Raw genomic sequence first — 18,414 nt, 5'->3', positions numbered from 1 at the left:
TTCAGTGGGCGGTGTCGGGATCAGTTCCACCGGGGGCGCTGCCCGCGCGGAGGCTCAGGCCGGGATCGTGGCGCTCTCGGCGACACGCCGGCAGACGGTCGTCATGAACGGGGTGAACTCGCTCGCCTTGCCCAGGCGGAGACCCGCAGCGTGCGTCAGCACGCCGTCGTCCACCCGGAAGGTGTGCCGTGCAGTCCCCCGGTCGCTGCGCCGTTCCACCGTCAAGGTGCCGCCCTCCCAGCTGGCGCGCGCGGGTGGTTCGGGCGGCAGCCCGAGGCTGTTGACGTGATACCAGAAGGTGTCGGGATGGTCCGGGTTCATCGTGAAGACGCCATGGCCTTCGGAACGGGTTCCGTCCTCATCCGTGTGCCGGTAGCTCTGGGTGACGGCCAGCCCCGCCGCCGCCGAGGCGAAGATGATCTCGGATTCCGCGCTGCGCGCCGGGCCCCACGCTGTAGCCTCCCAGTGCGTGGCCCCCGTCCAACGGCCCAGGAAAGGCTCAAGCACCGCGCATGCCACGCCTGGCACTGGCCGGTCCACAGTTCCTCCCAAGTGGAGTTCCTCCCGAGTGACCCCGCCACCATCATCACGCGGCGCCTGCGGCACTGTAAAGACCCGCAGCGGCGGACTTAGAGCCCGAAGGTCTCGGTTTCCTCGAACGGGCCCACCACTGTGACGGTCCGCGGGGCCGCGGCGAGCTCACGGGCCAACTCCTGGACTTCCTCGGCGGTGACGGCCTTGATCTGGCGCAGGGTCTCATCGATGTCCTGGTATTCGCCGGAGACCAGTTCCGCGCGGCCCAGCCGGGACATCCGGGACCCGGTGTCCTCCAGCGCCAGCACGATGCCCCCGCACAGCTGTCCCACGGCCTTGCGGAGCTCCTCGTCGGAAATGCCGTCCGCGGCCAGCTTGTCCAGTTCGGCCGCGAGCAAGTCGATGACCTGCCGGACCTTTGTCGGCGTGCAACCGGCGTACATGCCGAAGTAGCCGGCGTCGGCGTAGGAGGAGGCGAAGGAGTACGTCGAGTAGACGAGTCCGCGCTTCTCGCGCACCTCCTGGAAGAGCCGTGATGACATGCCACCGCCGAGGACGGCGTTAAGCACGCTCATGACAAAGCGGCGGTCGTCCGTGGCGACCAGTGAGGGGCAGCCCATGATGATGTTGGCCTGTTCCACCTGGCGCTTGACCACATGGAGTCCCGCTGTGCCGGTGATGGCCGCCCGTTCGGTGGACCGGCGCTGGACGGGGGCGGCAGCGGGCTCAAGGCTCCAGCCGGCGGCGTGGAGGGCATCCACCACAAGCCCGCAGACGACGTCGTGGTCGAGTCCACCGGCCGCCGTGATGACGAGTTCGTCGGGGCGGTAGTAGCGGCGGTAGTGATCCCACACCGAGTCCCGGGCGACGGCCCGGATGGCTGCCGGGGTGCCGCCGATCGGGCGGCCCAGCGGGTGGGACCCGAGGACGGCTTCCACAAAGTGCTCATGCGCGACGTCGGTGGGGTCGTCACTGTCCATGGCGATCTCTTCGAGAATTACGTCGCGTTCCTGCTCCATCTCCTCCGGGTCCAGGACGGCGCCGGTGATCATGTCCGCAATGACGTCGATCGCCATGGGCAGGTCGCTGTCCAGGACGCGGGCGAAGTAGCAGGTGCTTTCCTTCGCGGTGGCGGCGTTCGATTCGCCACCGACCTCGTCGAAGGCCGACGCGATTTCCAAGGCCGTGCGGCGCTTGGTGCCCTTGAACAGCAGATGTTCCAGGAAGTGGGTGGAGCCGTGCTGCCCGGGGGCCTCGTCGCGCGAACCGACCCCGACCCAGAATCCGATGGTTGCCGACCGCTGGCCGGGCATGGCCTCGGTCAGCACGCGCACGCCGCCGGGAAGGACCGAGCGGCGGACCTCGGAACCGCCGTCGGCTCCGTGGATCAGGGAATCTGCGTGCTGATTCTGCTCAAGCGGCAGGGGGACGACTGTCATCAAGGCCTTTCCATAAAACCGTCAAAAAAATTCGTCAAATCTGCCTGCCATCGTACCAGCGGACCACTCCCCCGGCTGCGGCCTTTCGGGCATTCGCCGGGGCCGCAGGCTCAGGAGGTCAAGCAGCCGGTGTCATGAGCACCCGTCCCGGTCTTAACGAACAGCGGGGCCGGTGGATGATCCACCGGCCCCGCTGTTTGACTCAGGAGAGACTACTCTGCGGCGTCCGCGGAGACCTCAGCGTTGTCTGTGTTTTCGGAGCCTGCCTCGTCAGCCACAACGGGCGACAGGGAAAGCTTTCCGCGGTCATCGATCTTGGTGATTTCCACCTGGATCTTCTGGCCCACGGAGACGACGTCCTCGACGTTGTCCACGCGCTTGCCGCCGGCGATCTTGCGCAGCTCGGAGATGTGCAGCAGGCCGTCCTTGCCCGGGGTCAGCGACACGAAGGCACCGAAGGTAGTGGTCTTGACGACCGTGCCCAGGTAGCGCTCACCGATTTCCGGGATCTGCGGGTTGGCGATGGCGTTGATCGCGGACCGTGCTGCGTCGGCAGACGGGCCGTTGGTGGCGCCAATGTAGACAGTTCCGTCGTCCTCGATCGAGATGTCGGCTCCGGTGTCTTCCTGGATCTGGTTGATCATCTTGCCCTTCGGGCCGATGACCTCGCCGATCTTGTCTACCGGGATCTTGACCGCGATGACGCGCGGCGCGAACTCGGAGAGCTCGTCCGGGGTGTCGATCGCGGAATTCAGGACGTCCAGGATGTGCAGGCGCGCTTCGCGGGCTTGCTTCAGGGCGGCAGCCAGGACCGAGGCCGGGATGCCGTCGAGCTTCGTGTCCAGCTGGATGGCCGTGACGAACTCGGAGGTACCGGCGACCTTGAAGTCCATGTCGCCGAAGGCATCTTCGGCACCGAGGATATCGGTCAGGGCGGCGTAGCGGGTCTGGCCGTCAACCTGGTCAGAGACCAGGCCCATGGCAATACCGGCAACGGCAGCCTTCAGCGGCACGCCTGCGTTGAGCAGGGACAGCGTGGAGGCGCAGACGGAACCCATCGACGTCGAACCGTTGGAGCTGAGAGCCTCAGACACCTGGCGGATGGCGTAGGGGAATTCCTCACGGGACGGCAGCACCGGCATGATGGCGCGCTCTGCGAGGGCGCCGTGGCCGATTTCGCGGCGCTTCGGGGAGCCGACGCGGCCGGTCTCGCCGGTGGAGTACGGCGGGAAGTTGTAGTTGTGCATGTAGCGCTTGCGCGTCACCGGGGACAGCGAGTCGATCTGCTGTTCCATCTTGAGCATGTTCAGCGTGGTGACACCCATGATCTGGGTCTCGCCGCGCTCGAAGATGGCCGAGCCGTGAACGCGGGGCAGAACCTCAACCTCGGCGGTGAGCTGGCGGATGTCCGTCAGGCCGCGGCCGTCGATGCGGATCTGGTCCTTGAGGATGCGCTGACGCACAACCTGCTTGGTGACGGAGCGGAAGGCTGCGGACAGCTCCTTCTCGCGGCCTTCGAACTGGCCGGCCAGGGAGGAGGTGACCTCGTCCTTGAGCTGGTCGGAAGCGGTGTCGCGCTCCTGCTTGTCGGCGATCTGGAAGACAGCGGCCAGCTTCTCGGCGGCAGCGGACTCCACGGCGGCGTAAACGTCGTCCTGGTAGTCCAGGAAGACCGGGAATTCAACGGTCGGCTTGGCGGCGCGGGCTGCCAGGTCGGACTGTGCTTCGCAGAGTGCCTTGATGAACGGCTTGGCGGCCTCGAGGCCCTCGGAAACGACCTCTTCGGTCGGGGCGGTGGCGCCCTGTTCCTTGATGAGGTTCCAGGAGTTGTCGGTGGCTTCGGCTTCAACCATCATGATGGCAACGTCGTCACCTGCGATGCGGCCTGCAACGACCATGTTGAAGACGGCGTTCTCCAGCTGGGAGTGCTTCGGGAACGCAACCCACTGCGAGCCGTGCTCGTCGGCCACGAGGGCAACGCGGACGCCGCCGATCGGGCCGGAGAAGGGCAGGCCCGAGAGCTGGGTGGACATCGAGGACGCGTTGATGGCCACGACGTCGTAGAGCTCGTCCGGGTTGATGGACAGCACGGTGACGACGATCTGGACCTCATTGCGCAGGCCCTTGACGAACGCGGGGCGCAGCGGACGGTCCATGAGGCGGCAGGCCAGGATGGCTTCCGTGGACGGACGGCCTTCGCGGCGGAAGAACGAGCCCGGGATGCGCCCGGCAGCGTACATGCGCTCTTCGACGTCGACGGTCAGCGGGAAGAAGTCGAAGCCTTCACGCGGGTGCTTGCCGGCCGTGGTGGCGGACAGCAGCGCGGTCTCTTCATCGATGTAGACCATCGCTGCGCCGGCGGCCTGCTTGGCAAGGCGGCCGGTTTCAAAGCGGATTACACGCTTGCCGAAGCGGCCATTGTCAATGACTGCTTCTGAGAACTGGATTTCGGGACCCTCCATAGAGAGTCACCTCCGTTTCATGGTTCACGGAGCCCAGCCGCATCAACCCAGTCCAGCATCTGTCTACTGGCCTGCACTGCACCCGGTCATCGATCGAGACCCACGGGCCGGGCCTCATTCCTTGAGGCCGTTCCCGGGGATCACTACCGAGGACCGCGAATGCGTGATGCGGTTGATCCTCCTGTTTAATTTTGTCCTGAAGAGGGCGGCCCTTTCCGGTCCGGAAGGGGCCGCCCCTTAAAGCTGACTAGCGACGCAGGCCGAGGCGCTCGATGAGCTTACGGTAGCGGGTGATGTCAGTGTTCTTGAGGTAGGTGAGCATGCGCTTGCGACGACCAACCATGGCCAGCAGACCGCGCTGGGTGTGGTAATCGTGCTTGTGCTCCTTCATGTGCTCAGTGAGATCCTTGATCCGCTGAGTCAGGACTGCAACCTGGACCTCCGGCGAACCGGTGTCGCCCTCGGACGTTGCGAAATCCTTGATGATGGACTGCTTTACAGCGGCTTCAAGTGCCACAATAACTCCTAGAGATGTGCCGTGAGGCCCGAAACAGTAATTCACTGCCGGGGGTGTCGTCCCGGCTAGCCCCTCGTCAGAGCGGCCCGCCGTGCACAACAGGAACCAGCCGCCACGGACTGCAGCCGGATCCAACGTTTAGTTTAGTGGCACGTCCGCGGTCTTGTCGAAACTACCGGCCCCGCCCGCGGCCGATGGCGTTCCGCTTTCCGGGCCCGACAGCAGTTCGCGGATGGCGGCGACGCCGCGGTAGAGCTCCCCAAACGAGGTGCTCAGCGGGGACAGCCCGATCCGGATGCCCTGCGGGGCGCGGAAATCGGGAATCACGTCCTGGTCCCACAGGACGGCCGTCATTTCACGGAAGGCGGGGTGGTCGATCGTGACATGGCTGCCGCGCAGGTCCGGGTCCCGCGGGGTGGAGAGTTGCACGCCGGCCGGCGCCAGCCAGGCATCGTAGAGTTCGAGGGCAAACGCCGTCAGGAGCCGTGACTTCTCCCTCAGCGCCGCCATTCCCGCTTCCTCGATCAGATCCAGCGTGCCGCGCATGGCGAGCATCCCGAAGATTGCCGGGGTGCCACTGAGGAAGCCCCGGATTCCGGGCGCGGCCTCGTAGCCGGGCCCCATCTCGAACGCGTCCTTGCGTCCCATCCAGCCCCAGATCGGCTGCTGCAGTGCGGCCAGGTGCTTTGCATTGATGTAGGCGAACGCGGGCGATCCCGGTCCCCCATTCAGGTACTTGTAGGTGCAGCCTGCCGCGAAGTCGACGTCGGCGTCGTCCAGGGCGATCTGCACCGACCCGGCAGAGTGGCACAGGTCCCACACCACCAGGGCGCCGGCGTCGTGGATGGCGGCGGTGATGGCCGGCAGGTCCGCGAGGAAACCGGAGCGGTAGGCGATCTGGCTGAGGACCACGACGGCGGTGGCCGGCCCCGTGGCGGCCCGCACCTGGTCGACGGTGACACCGGAAGCGGGATCGGCGTCGATCCAGCGCAGCGTCAGGCCTTCCTCGCGGGCGATTCCCTCCACCAAATAGCGGTCGGTGGGGAAGTTATCCGTGTCCAGGACGATTTCGGTCCGCGCCGGGTCCGTGACCGCGGCCAGCGCGGCCCGGATCAGCTTGTACAGCACCACCGTGGTGGAGTCGGCAATGATGGTCTGCCCGGGCGCGGCACCGAGCACCGCGCGGCCGAGCTGGTCTCCGATGGCCTGCGGCAGCTCAAGCCATTCCTCGTCCCAGCCCCGGATCAGGCGGCCGCCCCAGCTGTCTTGGATGAAGGTACTGATATCGGTGACGGTCCGCTTGAGCGGCCGGCCCAGGGAGTTGCCGTCGAGGTAGGACAGGTCCGTGTCCGTGCCGACGAAGTGCTCCCAGTAGCTGGCCAGCGGATCCGCGGCGTCGAGCTCGCGGGCGCGCTGCAGCAGGCTGTCGGCGCTCCCGCCCGTAGCCTGCGCATTGATCCCGGTCACTGCCCGATCTCCGTCCGCACGGCGAAGAGCTCGGGGAAGAAGGTCAGTTCGAGGGCCTTCTGCAGGAATGCGGCGCCGCTGGATCCGCCGGTGCCGCTCTTCATGCCGATGGTGCGCTGCACGGTGCGCAGGTGGCGGAAGCGCCACAGCTGGAAGTTGTCCTCCAGGTCCACGAGCTCCTCGCAGGCCTCGTAGGCGCCCCAGTTGTCCGCGGCGTTCTCGTAGATGTACTTGAACACAGGGACCAGTTCCGGGCAGAACTCGTGGGCCTTGGTGACGTCGCGCTCCAGCACGGAGGCCGGGACGTCAAGGCCCTGGCGCTTGAGATAGGCGAGGAAATCGTCGTAGATGCTGGGTGCCTCGAGCAATTCGCGCAGCATTTCGTGGGCTTCCGGGTCTGATTCGAAGACCGGAAGCATTTTGGCGTTCTTGTTGCCGAGGAGGAACTCGACCGCACGGTACTGGCTGGATTGGAATCCGGACGAGTTGCCGAGGAAGCCGCGGAACTGGGAGTACTCCGTGGGCGTCAGGGTGGCCAGCACCGACCACTGCTCGGTCAGCGTCTTCTGGATGTGCTTGACGCGGGCGATCGCTTTCAACGCGGATCCGAGGTCATCCGAACGCAGCCAGGCGGCCGCGCTGCGAAGCTCATGCAGCACCAGCTTCAGCCACAGCTCCGTGGTCTGGTGCTGGATGATGAACAGCATCTCGTCATGGTGTTCAGGAGTGCTGACCGGCTGCTGGGCGCTGAGCAGTGTGGGCAACTGCAGATAGGACGCGTAGCTCATCCGCGTGCTGAAGTCCCGGACGATGTCCCGGTCCAGCTCCCTCGTGTTCTTCTCGATGGTCACGTTTCTTGCCTTCCTTGCCGCAGGCTGCGAATCAGCGCGGCTCGAATGAGTCAGAACGCCGTCGGCGCGGGTTGGACGCCGGTCCGGCCCGGTTCTCAGCGGGCGAACAGGATGTCATGGGCCTGGACGACGTCCAAGCGCATCTGCTCCACCAATGCCTCAGCCCCACGGTACGCCACCATGCCGCGGAGCCTGGCGACAAATTCCACCACAACTGTCTGGTCGTACAGATCGAAGTCGTCCGGAGACTCCTCCGGGCGGTCGATCACGTGGGCCTCGACCTGGCGGCTCACGCCGTCGAACGTCGGGTTGGAGCCCACGGAGATGGCCGCAGGCCAGCGCGTGCCCGCCTGGTCGACGAGCCAGCCGGCGTAAATGCCGTCCGCGGGAATGTACCCGCTGGCGGTCGGGGCGAGGTTTGCCGTGGGGAAGCCGAGGTCGCGGCCGCGTGCGGCACCGTGTACTACCTCGCCGCGCATTCGGTGCGCCCTGCCGAGCACGGCGGCGGCGGTAGCGACGTCGCCCGCACGCAGGGCCTCGCGGACCCAGGTGGACGAGCAGCGGCGGTCCGTCCCGGCGTCGTCGTGGATGGGGAAGCCTTCCGAACCGAACTCGCTGATGACCAGCACCTCGAACCCGAACTTCCGGCCCAGCTCCTGCATGGTGGTGAGGTCGCCGGAATTGCCGCGGCCGAACCGGGCGTCGTGTCCGACCACCACGTGGCTCGCTTTCAGGGCGTCGACCAGGACCGTGGAGACGAATTCTTCCGGCGTGAGGCTGGCAAGCTCGAGCGAGTACTTCATCACCAGCACGGCATCGAGGCCGAGCTCGCCCAGGGCCACGAGCTTGTCCTCCAGCCCCATGATCAGCTCCGGGGCCGATTCCGGGCGGTGCACTTGCGCGGGGTGCGGGTCGAAGGTGATCGCGACGGCGCGGGCGTGGTTCAGTCGGGCCGTGCGGATGAGTTGCGACAGCACCTGCTGATGGCCGCGGTGCACGCCGTCGAAATTGCCGAACGTGACAACCGAAGGACCAAAGTCCGCCGGGACTTCGGACAGATCGTTCCAGATGTGGACCATCAACCTCGCCTTTTGCTGCCTGCCATGAACACCTCCGGAGGGACCGTGCCGGCTCCGGAACTCTCTAAGATTACCCGCAATCCGTTCGGTTTCCGGACGGTCGGCAGGGCTTCGGGGCAGCCCGCTCCGGCACGGCCGGCGGGACGTCGATTCAGGGGCAGCCGCCTGGCGGCGACCGGGCTGGCGCTGACTATCGCCCGAGCAAGAGCCTCCGCTGGCTGTCCCGGACGGCGTGATTCCGCCAGTTGCGCCAGTGCAGCAGCACGGCGGCGAGGATGAGCGGCACGTGGATCCCGGGCAGGTTCCTTGCGAACCAATGCGGCAGGTAGATGTCCGTCACAGAGCCCTTGCCATTGCTGAGACCGGCACCGAGACCGTCGCCGAGGTCCTGCGCGACGGCGGTCAGCGGGCAATGGAAGCCGTTGGCGGCAAAGATGAGCGTCTCGCCGGCGACCACGACGGCGGCAGCGCCCGTCTTCCGGTCCGTTCGGCCCCTGATGCCGGTGTACAGGACATAGGCCATGCAAGCCTCGATACTGAACCAGGCGAACGTGTGAAACGACTTCACTGCCCGCAGCAGCAGCCGGCGTTGGTCCATGCCTCCACCCTAAGCGCGCAGCGGCGGGCGTAGTTCAGAGGCTTTCGGCCCGCCGGGCGCCGTGGTTATGCCGGCAAGCCAGGCATCCAAGTCCCTGGGCCGCCGGAAGACGATCATTTCCCGTAGGGTCCGGACGGCCTGCATGTCCCGGATGACCCGTCGCTTGCGGGCGAAGGATTGAAAGTGCCAGCGGATGACCGAGTCCTTGGCGAGCACCCGGGCCACGGTCTCCCGGTTTCCGTTGCAGACCACCTGCCCGGCCACGATCCTTCGCACTGTCCGGCGGACCAGGCGGGACAGTGACAGCCAGCGGGGATAGTCGAGCGCAACCACCAGCTCCGCCCGGGCCAAGATCAGGTCCCGCCAGCCGCCATACGCGCTGTCGAGCACCCAGCGGTCCCGGGCCGCGATGGCCGCGCCGAGGGCGCGCTGCTCGGCTGCATCCCGCTGCTCCCACCCGGGGAGCCAACCGACGCAGTCATCGACCGAGAATTCGGGCAGACCTGTCGCTGTGGCGTAGGCCCTGGCCGCCGAGGATTTGCCGCTCCCCGTCACCCCGTAGAAGAGGACCCGGGACGGAGTCGCTGGGACGTTGCTGGAACACACGAGGTTCAGCATGCCACAGGTGCCGCGCCGTTACCCTGGACCGCGTTCGCGCCATTCGACACCGGCACGGCACTCCCCTGCGCACCAAGGAGGATCCTTCGGCTATTCGAGGCGGAAGTATCTGTTCCGGCGGGGCGACTGGCTCGGGTCGATGTGCGGGGGCGGGATGAACCAGGGGATGCCGGCGCGCATCCGGATGGACCACTGTTCTTTGTGGATCAGGTGGTGGTGGTGCGAGCACAGTAATGTGCCGTTCTCCGTTCCGGTGCTGCCGCCCCGGGACCAGTAATCGATGTGGTGGGCCTCGCACCAGGACGCGGGGATGGTGCATTGCGGAAACGCGCAGCCCTGGTCCCGCGCGACGAGTGCCTTACGGATATGGGGCGGGAAGACCCGGGAGGCGCGGCCGATGTCCAGAACCTGGCCGTCCCCGCCGAGCACGACTGGGATGATGTCGGCGTCGCAGGCGAGTTTGCGGACGGTGGAGGCGGTGATAGGGCCGGTGAACATCAGCGAGCCGGTTCCCTGGTTCAGGGATCCGGCGCCGAAGTTAGGCAGGGCGGCGCCGCCGCCGAGGGTGCCAGTGCCGCCGAGGCGCTGGAGCAGGTCCCGGTAGTCGATGGTGGCCATGATCTGAGGCCGGAGCCCGCCGGTGGCGGGCAGGCCCCCGGCGGCGAGTGCTGCCTTGCAGGCACCGACCAGGCCGTCGAGGAGCAGTTGGGGCCGGGAGCGCCGGTCGAGTGCGTCGGCAGGGCCGTCACCGGAGCCGTCCGCGCCGTCCGGGGCCGGACCGCGCCCGTCTTGGCTTTCCGGCCCGTCTTCCACTGGGCCGCCCATCGCGCCGACTTCGCCGTCCTGGCCTGTTCCGGGGGCCGTTCCGGTGCGGGGGCTGGTGGCGGAGTTCATGACCGTCACGAGGTGTTCGAACTGGTCCGCGGTGGCGAAGATTTCCAGGTGCTGCATTCCATGCCGGGGTTTGCGGATGAAGGCGCCCTGGAGTCGGCGGAGCACGTCCTCGGAGGGTTCGGCGCCGTCCTGGTCCAGGGCCTCGGTCCAGCGCCGGGCGATCCGGGCCAGGAAATCGGCGTCGTTCTCGATCGCCGTCAGGGTCAGAGCATGTTCCATGGTGGCTGCCGTCTCGGGCGCGGCCACGTGCCGGACCCGTTCCAGGGACAGCGCGATGATCGTCGCGGTGCGGGTCGCGACGGTCCCTTCGGCGACGGCGGCGGCGAGCTCTGGCCGTGACGGTGGCAAGTCACGGCCGCCGATGCCGGTGCGGGGCAGCAGTTCGGCGGCGAGCGTGAGCCGGCGTTTGGCCTCGGGCGCGCTGATCCTCAGCCGCGCCCGCAGGAACTCCGCCGTGTTCCGGTACCCGTCGTCCGCCACCGCACGGACAGCCGCCGCCCCATCGTCGCTGCTGCCGTTCGTCCTGCCGTCGGTCTCGCCGGGGTCTTGGTTCCACCCCGTCAGCCAGCCGCCGGCTGAACCGGCCACCGTGTCCGAGCCCCACCCGGCGGATGCCTTCTCCGCCGCAGCCGCCTCTCGCCGCGTGCGGTCCACCGCGGCGGCAGCGATGATCTGCAGATACTCAACCGTGCGGGACAGATCCTCGACCCCTTCGGCGAACTCCGAAGCCTGAAAAAGGTCCAAACGTGCAACGTCCTCGGCGGCAGACCCGCTGGAGGTGCGCAGCAACGCCAGCGCTGCGGCCACGCTGACATCTACCGCATCACCTGCAGCGCCGGGAACGGCCCCCAACTGCCGAAGCCGGCCGGGCATCGCGAACCCTGGCCGATCGGCCTGATCCGGGATGAACTCGCCAATGGCTTCCATGACTAAACACTAGCGGCGGGGTCCGACAAGATTCATGGACCTGTTTCTACTGAGGCCTCATGCCCGGTGGCCAGCAACCGGCCGTAACACTGCCTGCCCTGCCCTACGCCGTACGAACCGGAGCGTGGCAAGCTGTAGGCATGGACAGGACAGCCGCACCCCAAGCCGGAGAAGCACTCGCGGGACCCGTCTCAGGCGAACCGCGCCGCCCGTTGGGTCCACGCGATCCGGGTGACGCCTGGGTGGAGGGCGAGCGTGGACGGTTTTGGGGACGGTTCGGTTCCGCCGGGCTCCTGGTCCACGACCCCGAAAAGGGCGTCCTGCTCCAGCACCGCGCCCTGTGGAGCGATCAGGGCGGCACCTGGGGACTGCCCGGCGGCGCCCTGCACCAAGGGGAAGATGCCATTCATGGCGCTTTGCGGGAAGCGCGGGAAGAGGCCGCCGTGCCGCCGGAGAACGTTCGGGTCCTGTTCACATCGGTGTTCGATGTCGGCTACTGGACTTACACGACGGTGGTTGCCGAAGCACACCGGCCTTTCGAAGCCGCGATCAGTGACCCTGAAAGCCTCGAACTGGCCTGGGTGGGGATCGACGCCGTCGCCAGCCGGGAACTGCACCCCGGTTTCGCCGCGGCGTGGCCGGGGCTGCGAAGCAGGCTCACTGAAGCCCTGCGAACCTCCGGCCGGGCCTAAGAGGACGCCCCGGAAGGACAGCCCGGCCTACGCCTGTTGGGACGAAGGCCGCCGGCGGTAAAGCCAGATGAGTCCCAAGATGGGCAGCAGCAGCGGGACGAATCCGTAGCCGCGGCCGAACAGGGACCACACGGTCTCATGCGGGAAATTCACCGAATCGAACACGCTCAGTGCCCCCACCACGAGGACGCCGACAAGCTCCACCAGGACCGCCACCACGGAGACCTTGAACGCTGTGCGGCCCGGCTTCGCGAGGGACACAGTGGCCACCACGTAGACAACCGCGGCGAAGGCGGACAGCAGGTACGCGAGCGGCGCCTCGTTAAACTTCGTCAGGATCTGGTAGCCGGCCCGCGCCGTGGCGGAAATCGCGAAGATGGCGTAGACCGCAATCAGCAGCCGGCCGGGTCCAGTGTTCCGGGTATTGGTCGGGGCCGGCAGCCCGGCGGCCGCTTTCCCGGCGATACCGGAGTCCGGCGCCGCAGGGTTGCCCGGGCCATCCTGCGGGGATTTTGCGCTCACGTTTTCTGCCTCTTCCATGTCAGTACCAGATCTGGTTCATACGGGCGGCCATCACCACGGCTGTGACGCCGATGGCGGCCAGGACAAAGTTGCTCCAACGCGTCCGCTCCAGGATGGCCCAGTAGACGGCCGCGATAGGGAGCAGCAGCGCCGTTGCCATATAGCCCCAGAACTCCCACGGCTCCCCCGCGATCTGCTCTCCGCTGGCCACACGGACAATCGACCCGACCAAATAAACCAGGAGGGAAAGTTCGACGGCGGCCACCGACAGGATCGTCGTGTCATTGGGCGCCTTTTTCATGATGCCCGCAACGGCGCAGATGATGGTGGACAGCAACCCGACCACCAAAATGATGTAGAAATACGCGTCCACTACTGGCCGGCCCGCTCTTCGCTCGCCGGCTTTTCATTGGAGCGTTTTTCATTATCCGGTGCGAAGACAAGCACCGGCTTCGCGTAGCTTCCGGCGTCGGCCAGCAGGGCCACCAGGGTCCCGTCCGGCGCGAACGCCGCTGCAGGATTATCCGCGGTGGCTGCTTCCGGCGTGCCGGCCGCGGCCCCGGCAGCGATCCTGCGGCCGAAGGAAATCTCGGTGGTCTCCGCCTCGCTGAGTTCACGGTTCGGCATCAGCGCCCGCGCCGCGTCCGAGATCTCCAGGACGTCCAGCTTTTCCGCCAGCTGTTCGAGGGTGTGCGCCTGGTCAAGCGTGTAGGGACCCACTTGGGTCCGGCGGAGGGCCGTCAGATGGCCGCCGACGCCGAGCGCGTCACCGAGGTCGCGGGCCAGTGCGCGGATGTACGTACCCGAGGAGCACTCCACCGTAACATCCACCTCCAGGGCCTCCCCGTCTGGGTCCCCGGCGCGGAGGCGGCGGATCTCGTGGACTTCAAAGCGGTGGATCGTCACCGGCCGGGCCGCGAGCTTGACCTCTTCCCCGGACCGCACCCGGGCGTAGGCGCGTTCACCGTTGACCTTGATGGCGCTGACGCTGCTGGGAACCTGCTCGATTTCCCCGGTCAGGGCGGCGACGCCGGCGCGGACAGCGGCTTCGGTGACCCCGGCGGCACTGCGGGTGGCAGTGACCTCGCCCTCGGCGTCGTCCGTCACGGTGGATTCGCCGAGCTTGATGGTGGCCGTGTAGGTCTTGGAGGTGCCCACGATGTAGGTCAGCAGCCGGGTGGCCTTGTTAATGCCGACCACGAGAACGCCGGTGGCCATGGGATCCAGCGTCCCGGCGTGACCGACCTTTCGGGTACCGGCGATCCGCCGCATCCGTCCAACCACATCGTGGCTGGTCCAGCCTTGCGGCTTGTCCACTATCACCAGTCCAGAAAGCACGCCTCCCAGTATATGCGGGCCAGCCGTGCCCTACCGCCCACGGCCCGGCTGCCAGGCGGAGCTCGGCGCATTCCGGACGCCGCCCGTTAGGATGGCACACATGCCCGAGCTTGCCCCACACGTCCGCGATGTCCCGATCAACCAGATCCGCGAGATCACCGAAGCCGCCTGGGCAACGCCCGGCGCGATCGTGCTGAGTATCGGCGAGCCCGGCTTCGCCGTCCCCCGCCACGTCCTAGAGGCCGGAATGGCCTGCCTCGACCGGGACGAGACCAACTACACGCCCAATGCCGGGATCCCGGCCCTGCGCGAGGCGTTCGCCGCCCGATTCCGTGAACACAACGCGACGCCGGTCGGCGCAGACCGGGTCTATGTGGTCGACGGCGCCCAGCAGGGCCTGCACTTCGCCATGAGCCTGCTGCTCTCCCCCGGCGACGAGATCCTGATCCCCAACCCTGGCTATCCCACTTTTGCGATGACGAGCAGCCTGCTGCACGCGGTCCCGGTTCGCTACCCGCTGTACCCGGACCACGATTTCCAGCCGCGGATCGAGGACATCGAAGCCCTCATCACGCCCCGGACCAAGGTGCTCATCCTGAATTCCCCGTCCAATCCGCTCGGAGCCGTCCTGGGCGAGGATCTGACCCGCCGCCTCGTGGAGCTGGCGCGGCGGCACGATCTCTGGGTCATCTCGGACGAATGCTACGAGGCGTTCACCTACGACGTCCCGCATGTCAGCCCGGCCCGCTTCGACAGTGAGGTTCCGGGTGAAGCCCGCGTGTTCACCTCGCTTACGCTCTCCAAGACCTACGGGCTGACCGGGCTCCGCATCGGCGCCCTGATCTGCCCGCCCGGCCTGGAGCAGAAGATGAACAACGTCATGGAGGCAATCGTGTCCTGCGTGGCCTCGCCGTCGCAGTACGCTGCACTGGCCGCACTGACCGGCCCCCAGGACTACGTCACCCACGCCCATGCCCATTACCGGGCCAACCGCGACGCAGCCTCCGCGGTGCTGCGCTCCCACCGCATCCCCTACCTCACCGCCCAGGGCGCGTTCTACCTCTGGGCGGACGTCTCCCACGTCAGCGGCGGGGATGTCCGGGCGTGGACGCGCCGCTTCCTGGCGGACTCCGGCGTGGCCTTCGCCCCGGGCACGGCGTTCGGTTCCATCGGTGAGGGCTGGATCCGCATTGCGCTCTGCGGCAGCGAAGCCGATCTCGTGGAGGGCCTCGGGCGCCTTCCCGCCCGCGACCCGGCGGCGGGCCGTGCCGGGTCCACAGACCCTACCGCCGGCACGGCCGGCGCCATAGCCTGAGCACACGGCGCTCCTGGTTCGTCCGGGTGCCGCGGATTCCAGCCAAGGGAGTACATCGTGTGGTGGCAAGACCTGTTGTGGGGTTTCTGGAACGGGCTGACGGCATGGATCGTCCTGATCGCCCATGTCTTTGGCTTCTGGAGTGAATTCCCGTTCTACAACTCCGCCCGTGCGGGGAACTGGTATGACTTCGGCTACCTCCTGGGTATGGGATCCCCCGTGCTGGGCGGTGGGCTGGGAGCCCGCGGCCGCTCCAGGCGCCGCTAGCTGCGCTGCCGCGTGGAACCCGCGGCGCGTTGTCAGAGCATGATCTCTTCCTCCGGAGCCGCTGCCGTCGCGGGAGCCTTGGTGAAGGACATCCGGACAATAAAGTGCCCTTCGGCGCAGGTCCTGGCAATGATGGCGCCCGCCTCACCTGCCAGCTTCACACCGAACTGGAGTTCCAGGTGTTCCGGGCCAAGTTCCTTCATCACCTCCGCGGCAGCGTTGGCCGCCGGCCGGACTGCTGAGAGCGCGTCCTCGAGGCGCCGCCCGGCGTCCAGTATTCCCTGCTCGTTGCGGGAAGGCCGCTCCACGCCGAAGCTGTTGTCCTCGACTTCCACCAGCACTGTCCCCGACCCGACTTCGTAGCGCAGGATCTCGGTCATTGCTTCCTCCATTTCAGCGCGGGCTTGCGGAGAGTGCGGCATCGAGCCAGCTGCGGAGAGCCGCGGCCGGGGGCGCTCCGGCCTGACGCGCTGCGACCGACCCGTTCTTGATGACCAGCAACGTTGGAATCGCCTGGATATCGAACCGGCGGGACAACCCCGGCGAGGTGTCGACGTCGACCTTAACGAGCTTGAACACCCCTGCCCGTTCCAGCACCAGCTTGTCCAGCACCGGGCTGACCATGCGGCACGGCCCGCACCAGGCCGCCCAGAAGTCCACGAGAACCGGCACGGGCGACTGCTCCGCAATCACAGTGAAGTCGGCGTCCCCTGCCGCCACAATCCACGGAAGGTCCCGGCGGCAGTTGCCGCAGCGCGGATGCCCGGCCGCCGCTGCCGGAATCCTGTTGGTTTTCCCGCAGTGCGGGCACTTGGTCAGGCTGTCTTCCACGGCGCTCCGGCGCCTCCCCGCCTACCTGCAGTCATGCTTCCATGGGACTCCCTGCCCGTGCACGGGCCTAGGGTCGAAGGTCCCCGGCCGCCACGCGGACAACGGGCCCAGGCTCACCCCGGACCTGTCGACTTCACCGCCGCGACGGAATACACTCCGGTCTCAGAGGCGGCCGCGGGTTTCCGTTGGCGTTGCCTCATTCTTCAATCAGTCTCATTGGTCTCACAGTGTGGATTCTTTTCATCACCGCCACCGCCACGGGAGCACCCCCATGAGAACAAAAATGACTTTGCTGGGCGCGGCTGCCACCGCCGCGGTGTTCCTTTCCACCGTCACGGCTGCGGTCGCCGTCCCGGACAACAAGACACCGGACACTCAGCCCGCGAGCGAGCCGTCTCCGGTCACTCTCGCGGAAGGACTGGTGGGACCCCTTCACGTCAGTGCCGGCCGGGACGGGGCGTTAACCGTCAGCGAAGAGTTCGCGAGCAGGCTGACCCGGATCGACGCTCACGGCACAAAGAGCGTCATCTACTCGAACCCAGGCTGGGACGTCGCCGGAGTTGCACAGCAGGGGTCGACAACATATCTCCTGGAGAGCCAGGGCGCCGGGCCCGAGGACAAACGTCCGCTCGCCGGCCATGTTCGGACCATCGACGGCGACGGCCACCAGAACACCTTGGGTGACTTCGCCGCCTTGGAAAAGGACCATAACGCCGACGGCGATACCCACTACGGCTTCCGCGCCCTGCCGGCCGCGTGCGCGGCGCTGCTGCCGGCCGAGGTCCCTGCCGCCTACACGGGCGAAGTGGATTCCCATCCGTACGGATTAGCCGTCTCCGGGCACACCGCCTACGTGGCGGATGCGGGCGCGAACAGTGTGGTGTCCATTGATTTAGAGAGCGGGGAGACAGGCACTGTCGCTGTGCTGCCGCCCCGGTCCTTGACGATTTCGGCCGCTGCAGCCGCCGCCAACCACTTGCCGGACTGTGTCGTGGGCCGCAGCTACCGGTTCGAGGCGGTACCCACGGATGTAGCGGTCGGGCCGGACGGCTGCCTGTACGTGACGTCGCTGCCCGGCGGCCCTGAGGACCCGTCATCTGGGGCCAGGGGCACCGTCTTCAAGGTGGACCTGGACGACGGAGACGTGCAGGTGCTCGCTGACAAGATCATGTCCCCCACCGGTTTGGCGGTGGACGACGAGGGCGACGTGTTCGTCGCGTCCCTGTTCGGCAACGGCATCCTGAGGATCGACGGACACTCCGGCAGGCAGAGCACGCTTTTGAGCGCTGCCTCCGTGGCCGACGTGGACGTCCACGGTTCCATGCTGTACGCCACGGTCAACACCCTTCCGCCGGACGGCGCGCCGGCAACACCCCTTAACGGCCAGATCGTGTCGGTGGACCTCAAGCACGGATCTCACAATCGCGGCTCCGACGACTAGAAGCCACGGGCCAGGAACAGCAGTGGCCGGACCCCTTGCGGGATCCGGCCACTGCCGTTGGCGGTGCTACTACTTGTTGCGGTCCTCGTCGATTGCGTCGTTGTCGATCAGGTCCAGGTCCTCTTCGTCGAAGTCGTCCTCGTCCAGCTCAACGTCCTCGGGGACGTCGCTCTTGTACGGATCGGCGTCGCCGGCGTGCTTGGCGCTTGCCGCCAGCGCGGCCACCTCGGCGTCGCGTTTCTTGGCGGCTCGAAGCAGCTCTTCGAGGTTCGAGGCCACCACCGGGATCTGGTCGGCGATGAATTCCAGAGTCGGCGTCAGCCGAACGGTGATGTTGCGGCCGACCTCCTGGCGCAGCACACCCTTGGCCTTCTCCAGCCCCTTGGCCGCATCGGCCTGCGCTACCTCGTCGCCGAACACCGTGTAGTAGACGGTTGCATGCTGCAGATCATTGGTCACCCGCGCATCGGTCACGGTGACACCCTCGAGCCGGGGATCCTTCACCCTCCGGCCCAGGGCCTCCGCAACGACAACCTTAATCCGCTGCGCCAACTTGGCAGCCCGTGCGGGATCAGCCATGACATCCTCCTGGAATGTAGAAAATATTCGGGAGCGCTGGTGA

At 67.1% G+C, this 18,414-nt stretch carries 20 protein-coding genes; 4 read left to right on the top strand and 16 right to left on the bottom strand.

What is annotated here, in order from left to right:
• Nucleotides 1-54: 54 nt before the first annotated feature.
• From AB4Y72_RS03895 to AB4Y72_RS03850, 10 genes are all read right to left on the bottom strand, one after another.
• Nucleotides 55-507, bottom strand: coding sequence for a DUF1579 domain-containing protein (locus AB4Y72_RS03895; protein WP_441424842.1), 453 nt, complete (start codon nt 505-507; stop codon nt 55-57).
• A gap of 122 nt (nt 508-629) precedes the next feature.
• Complete coding sequence (locus AB4Y72_RS03890; RefSeq protein WP_441424841.1) at nt 630-1,973, bottom strand: M16 family metallopeptidase; 1,344 nt, start codon at nt 1,971-1,973, stop codon at nt 630-632.
• A 212-nt stretch (nt 1,974-2,185) separates the two neighbouring features.
• Nucleotides 2,186-4,435, bottom strand: a complete 2,250-nt coding sequence (locus tag AB4Y72_RS03885; protein WP_441424840.1) for a polyribonucleotide nucleotidyltransferase — start codon at nt 4,433-4,435, stop codon at nt 2,186-2,188.
• 247 nt (nt 4,436-4,682) lie between these two features.
• Nucleotides 4,683-4,952, bottom strand: a complete 270-nt coding sequence (gene rpsO / locus AB4Y72_RS03880) for a 30S ribosomal protein S15 (protein ID WP_018774485.1) — start codon at nt 4,950-4,952, stop codon at nt 4,683-4,685.
• Nucleotides 4,953-5,090: 138 nt separating this feature from the next.
• The gene (locus tag AB4Y72_RS03875) at nt 5,091-6,419 is read right to left on the bottom strand and encodes a kynureninase (RefSeq protein WP_441424839.1); all 1,329 of its coding nucleotides are present in this window, start codon (nt 6,417-6,419) and stop codon (nt 5,091-5,093) included.
• Entirely contained in the window at nt 6,416-7,270 is an 855-nt protein-coding gene (gene kynA, locus AB4Y72_RS03870; RefSeq protein WP_441424838.1) for a tryptophan 2,3-dioxygenase, read from the bottom strand. The genes AB4Y72_RS03875 and kynA overlap by 4 nt, the downstream gene beginning before the upstream one ends.
• Before the next feature lie 95 nt (nt 7,271-7,365).
• The gene (locus tag AB4Y72_RS03865) at nt 7,366-8,349 is read right to left on the bottom strand and encodes a bifunctional riboflavin kinase/FAD synthetase (protein WP_441424837.1); all 984 of its coding nucleotides are present in this window, start codon (nt 8,347-8,349) and stop codon (nt 7,366-7,368) included.
• Between the two features lie 190 nt (nt 8,350-8,539).
• Nucleotides 8,540-8,947 carry a hypothetical protein gene (locus AB4Y72_RS03860; RefSeq protein WP_441424836.1) on the bottom strand — a complete coding sequence of 136 codons (408 nt, stop codon included), beginning with the start codon at nt 8,945-8,947 and terminating at the stop codon, nt 8,540-8,542.
• Between the two features lie 9 nt (nt 8,948-8,956).
• Complete coding sequence (locus AB4Y72_RS03855) at nt 8,957-9,553, bottom strand: adenylate kinase (RefSeq protein ID WP_441424835.1); 597 nt, start codon at nt 9,551-9,553, stop codon at nt 8,957-8,959.
• A gap of 102 nt (nt 9,554-9,655) precedes the next feature.
• Nucleotides 9,656-11,386, bottom strand: coding sequence for a DUF222 domain-containing protein (locus tag AB4Y72_RS03850; RefSeq protein WP_441424834.1), 1,731 nt, complete (start codon nt 11,384-11,386; stop codon nt 9,656-9,658).
• Between the two features lie 140 nt (nt 11,387-11,526).
• On the opposite strand from AB4Y72_RS03850, the gene AB4Y72_RS03845 reads away from it, so the two are divergent.
• On the top strand, nt 11,527-12,078 hold the full coding sequence (locus AB4Y72_RS03845) for an NUDIX domain-containing protein (protein ID WP_441424833.1): 552 nt from the start codon (nt 11,527-11,529) through the stop codon (nt 12,076-12,078).
• 27 nt (nt 12,079-12,105) lie between these two features.
• Here AB4Y72_RS03845 and AB4Y72_RS03840 read toward each other — a convergent pair whose 3' ends face one another.
• The 3 genes from AB4Y72_RS03840 to truB are packed head-to-tail and all read right to left on the bottom strand — an operon-like array spanning nt 12,106 to nt 13,938.
• Complete coding sequence (locus AB4Y72_RS03840; RefSeq protein WP_441424832.1) at nt 12,106-12,618, bottom strand: hypothetical protein; 513 nt, start codon at nt 12,616-12,618, stop codon at nt 12,106-12,108.
• 1 nt (nt 12,619) lies between these two features.
• Nucleotides 12,620-12,973, bottom strand: coding sequence for a hypothetical protein (locus AB4Y72_RS03835; RefSeq protein WP_441424831.1), 354 nt, complete (start codon nt 12,971-12,973; stop codon nt 12,620-12,622).
• On the bottom strand, nt 12,973-13,938 hold the full coding sequence (gene truB / locus AB4Y72_RS03830) for a tRNA pseudouridine(55) synthase TruB (protein WP_441424830.1): 966 nt from the start codon (nt 13,936-13,938) through the stop codon (nt 12,973-12,975). The genes AB4Y72_RS03835 and truB overlap by 1 nt, the downstream gene beginning before the upstream one ends.
• A gap of 100 nt (nt 13,939-14,038) precedes the next feature.
• On the opposite strand from truB, the gene AB4Y72_RS03825 reads away from it, so the two are divergent.
• Nucleotides 14,039-15,253: a pyridoxal phosphate-dependent aminotransferase gene (locus AB4Y72_RS03825; protein WP_441424829.1), complete on the top strand. Its 1,215-nt coding sequence runs from the start codon at nt 14,039-14,041 to the stop codon at nt 15,251-15,253.
• A gap of 57 nt (nt 15,254-15,310) precedes the next feature.
• Nucleotides 15,311-15,520 carry a hypothetical protein gene (locus AB4Y72_RS03820; RefSeq protein ID WP_028278246.1) on the top strand — a complete coding sequence of 70 codons (210 nt, stop codon included), beginning with the start codon at nt 15,311-15,313 and terminating at the stop codon, nt 15,518-15,520.
• A gap of 32 nt (nt 15,521-15,552) precedes the next feature.
• Here the strand turns inward: AB4Y72_RS03820 and AB4Y72_RS03815 are convergent, their stop codons facing one another.
• Nucleotides 15,553-15,900, bottom strand: coding sequence for a CU044_2847 family protein (locus AB4Y72_RS03815; RefSeq protein ID WP_441424828.1), 348 nt, complete (start codon nt 15,898-15,900; stop codon nt 15,553-15,555).
• 13 nt (nt 15,901-15,913) lie between these two features.
• A complete protein-coding gene (trxA, locus tag AB4Y72_RS03810; RefSeq protein ID WP_441424827.1) occupies nt 15,914-16,351 on the bottom strand; it encodes a thioredoxin in 438 nt (145 codons plus the stop codon).
• A 271-nt stretch (nt 16,352-16,622) separates the two neighbouring features.
• Between trxA and AB4Y72_RS03805 the strand changes: the two genes are divergently transcribed.
• The gene (locus AB4Y72_RS03805; protein ID WP_441424826.1) at nt 16,623-17,792 is read left to right on the top strand and encodes a ScyD/ScyE family protein; all 1,170 of its coding nucleotides are present in this window, start codon (nt 16,623-16,625) and stop codon (nt 17,790-17,792) included.
• A gap of 69 nt (nt 17,793-17,861) precedes the next feature.
• On the opposite strand, the gene rbfA is transcribed toward AB4Y72_RS03805, so the two are convergent.
• Entirely contained in the window at nt 17,862-18,371 is a 510-nt protein-coding gene (rbfA, locus tag AB4Y72_RS03800; protein WP_441424825.1) for a 30S ribosome-binding factor RbfA, read from the bottom strand.
• Nucleotides 18,372-18,414: the final 43 nt, after the last annotated feature.

Source organism: Arthrobacter sp. YAF34 (assembly GCF_052113245.1).
In the GTDB taxonomy this organism is placed as follows: domain Bacteria; phylum Actinomycetota; class Actinomycetes; order Actinomycetales; family Micrococcaceae; genus Arthrobacter.
Note: the sequence above shows the minus strand (reverse complement) of the source record. Positions and strands in the feature narration are given on the sequence as shown.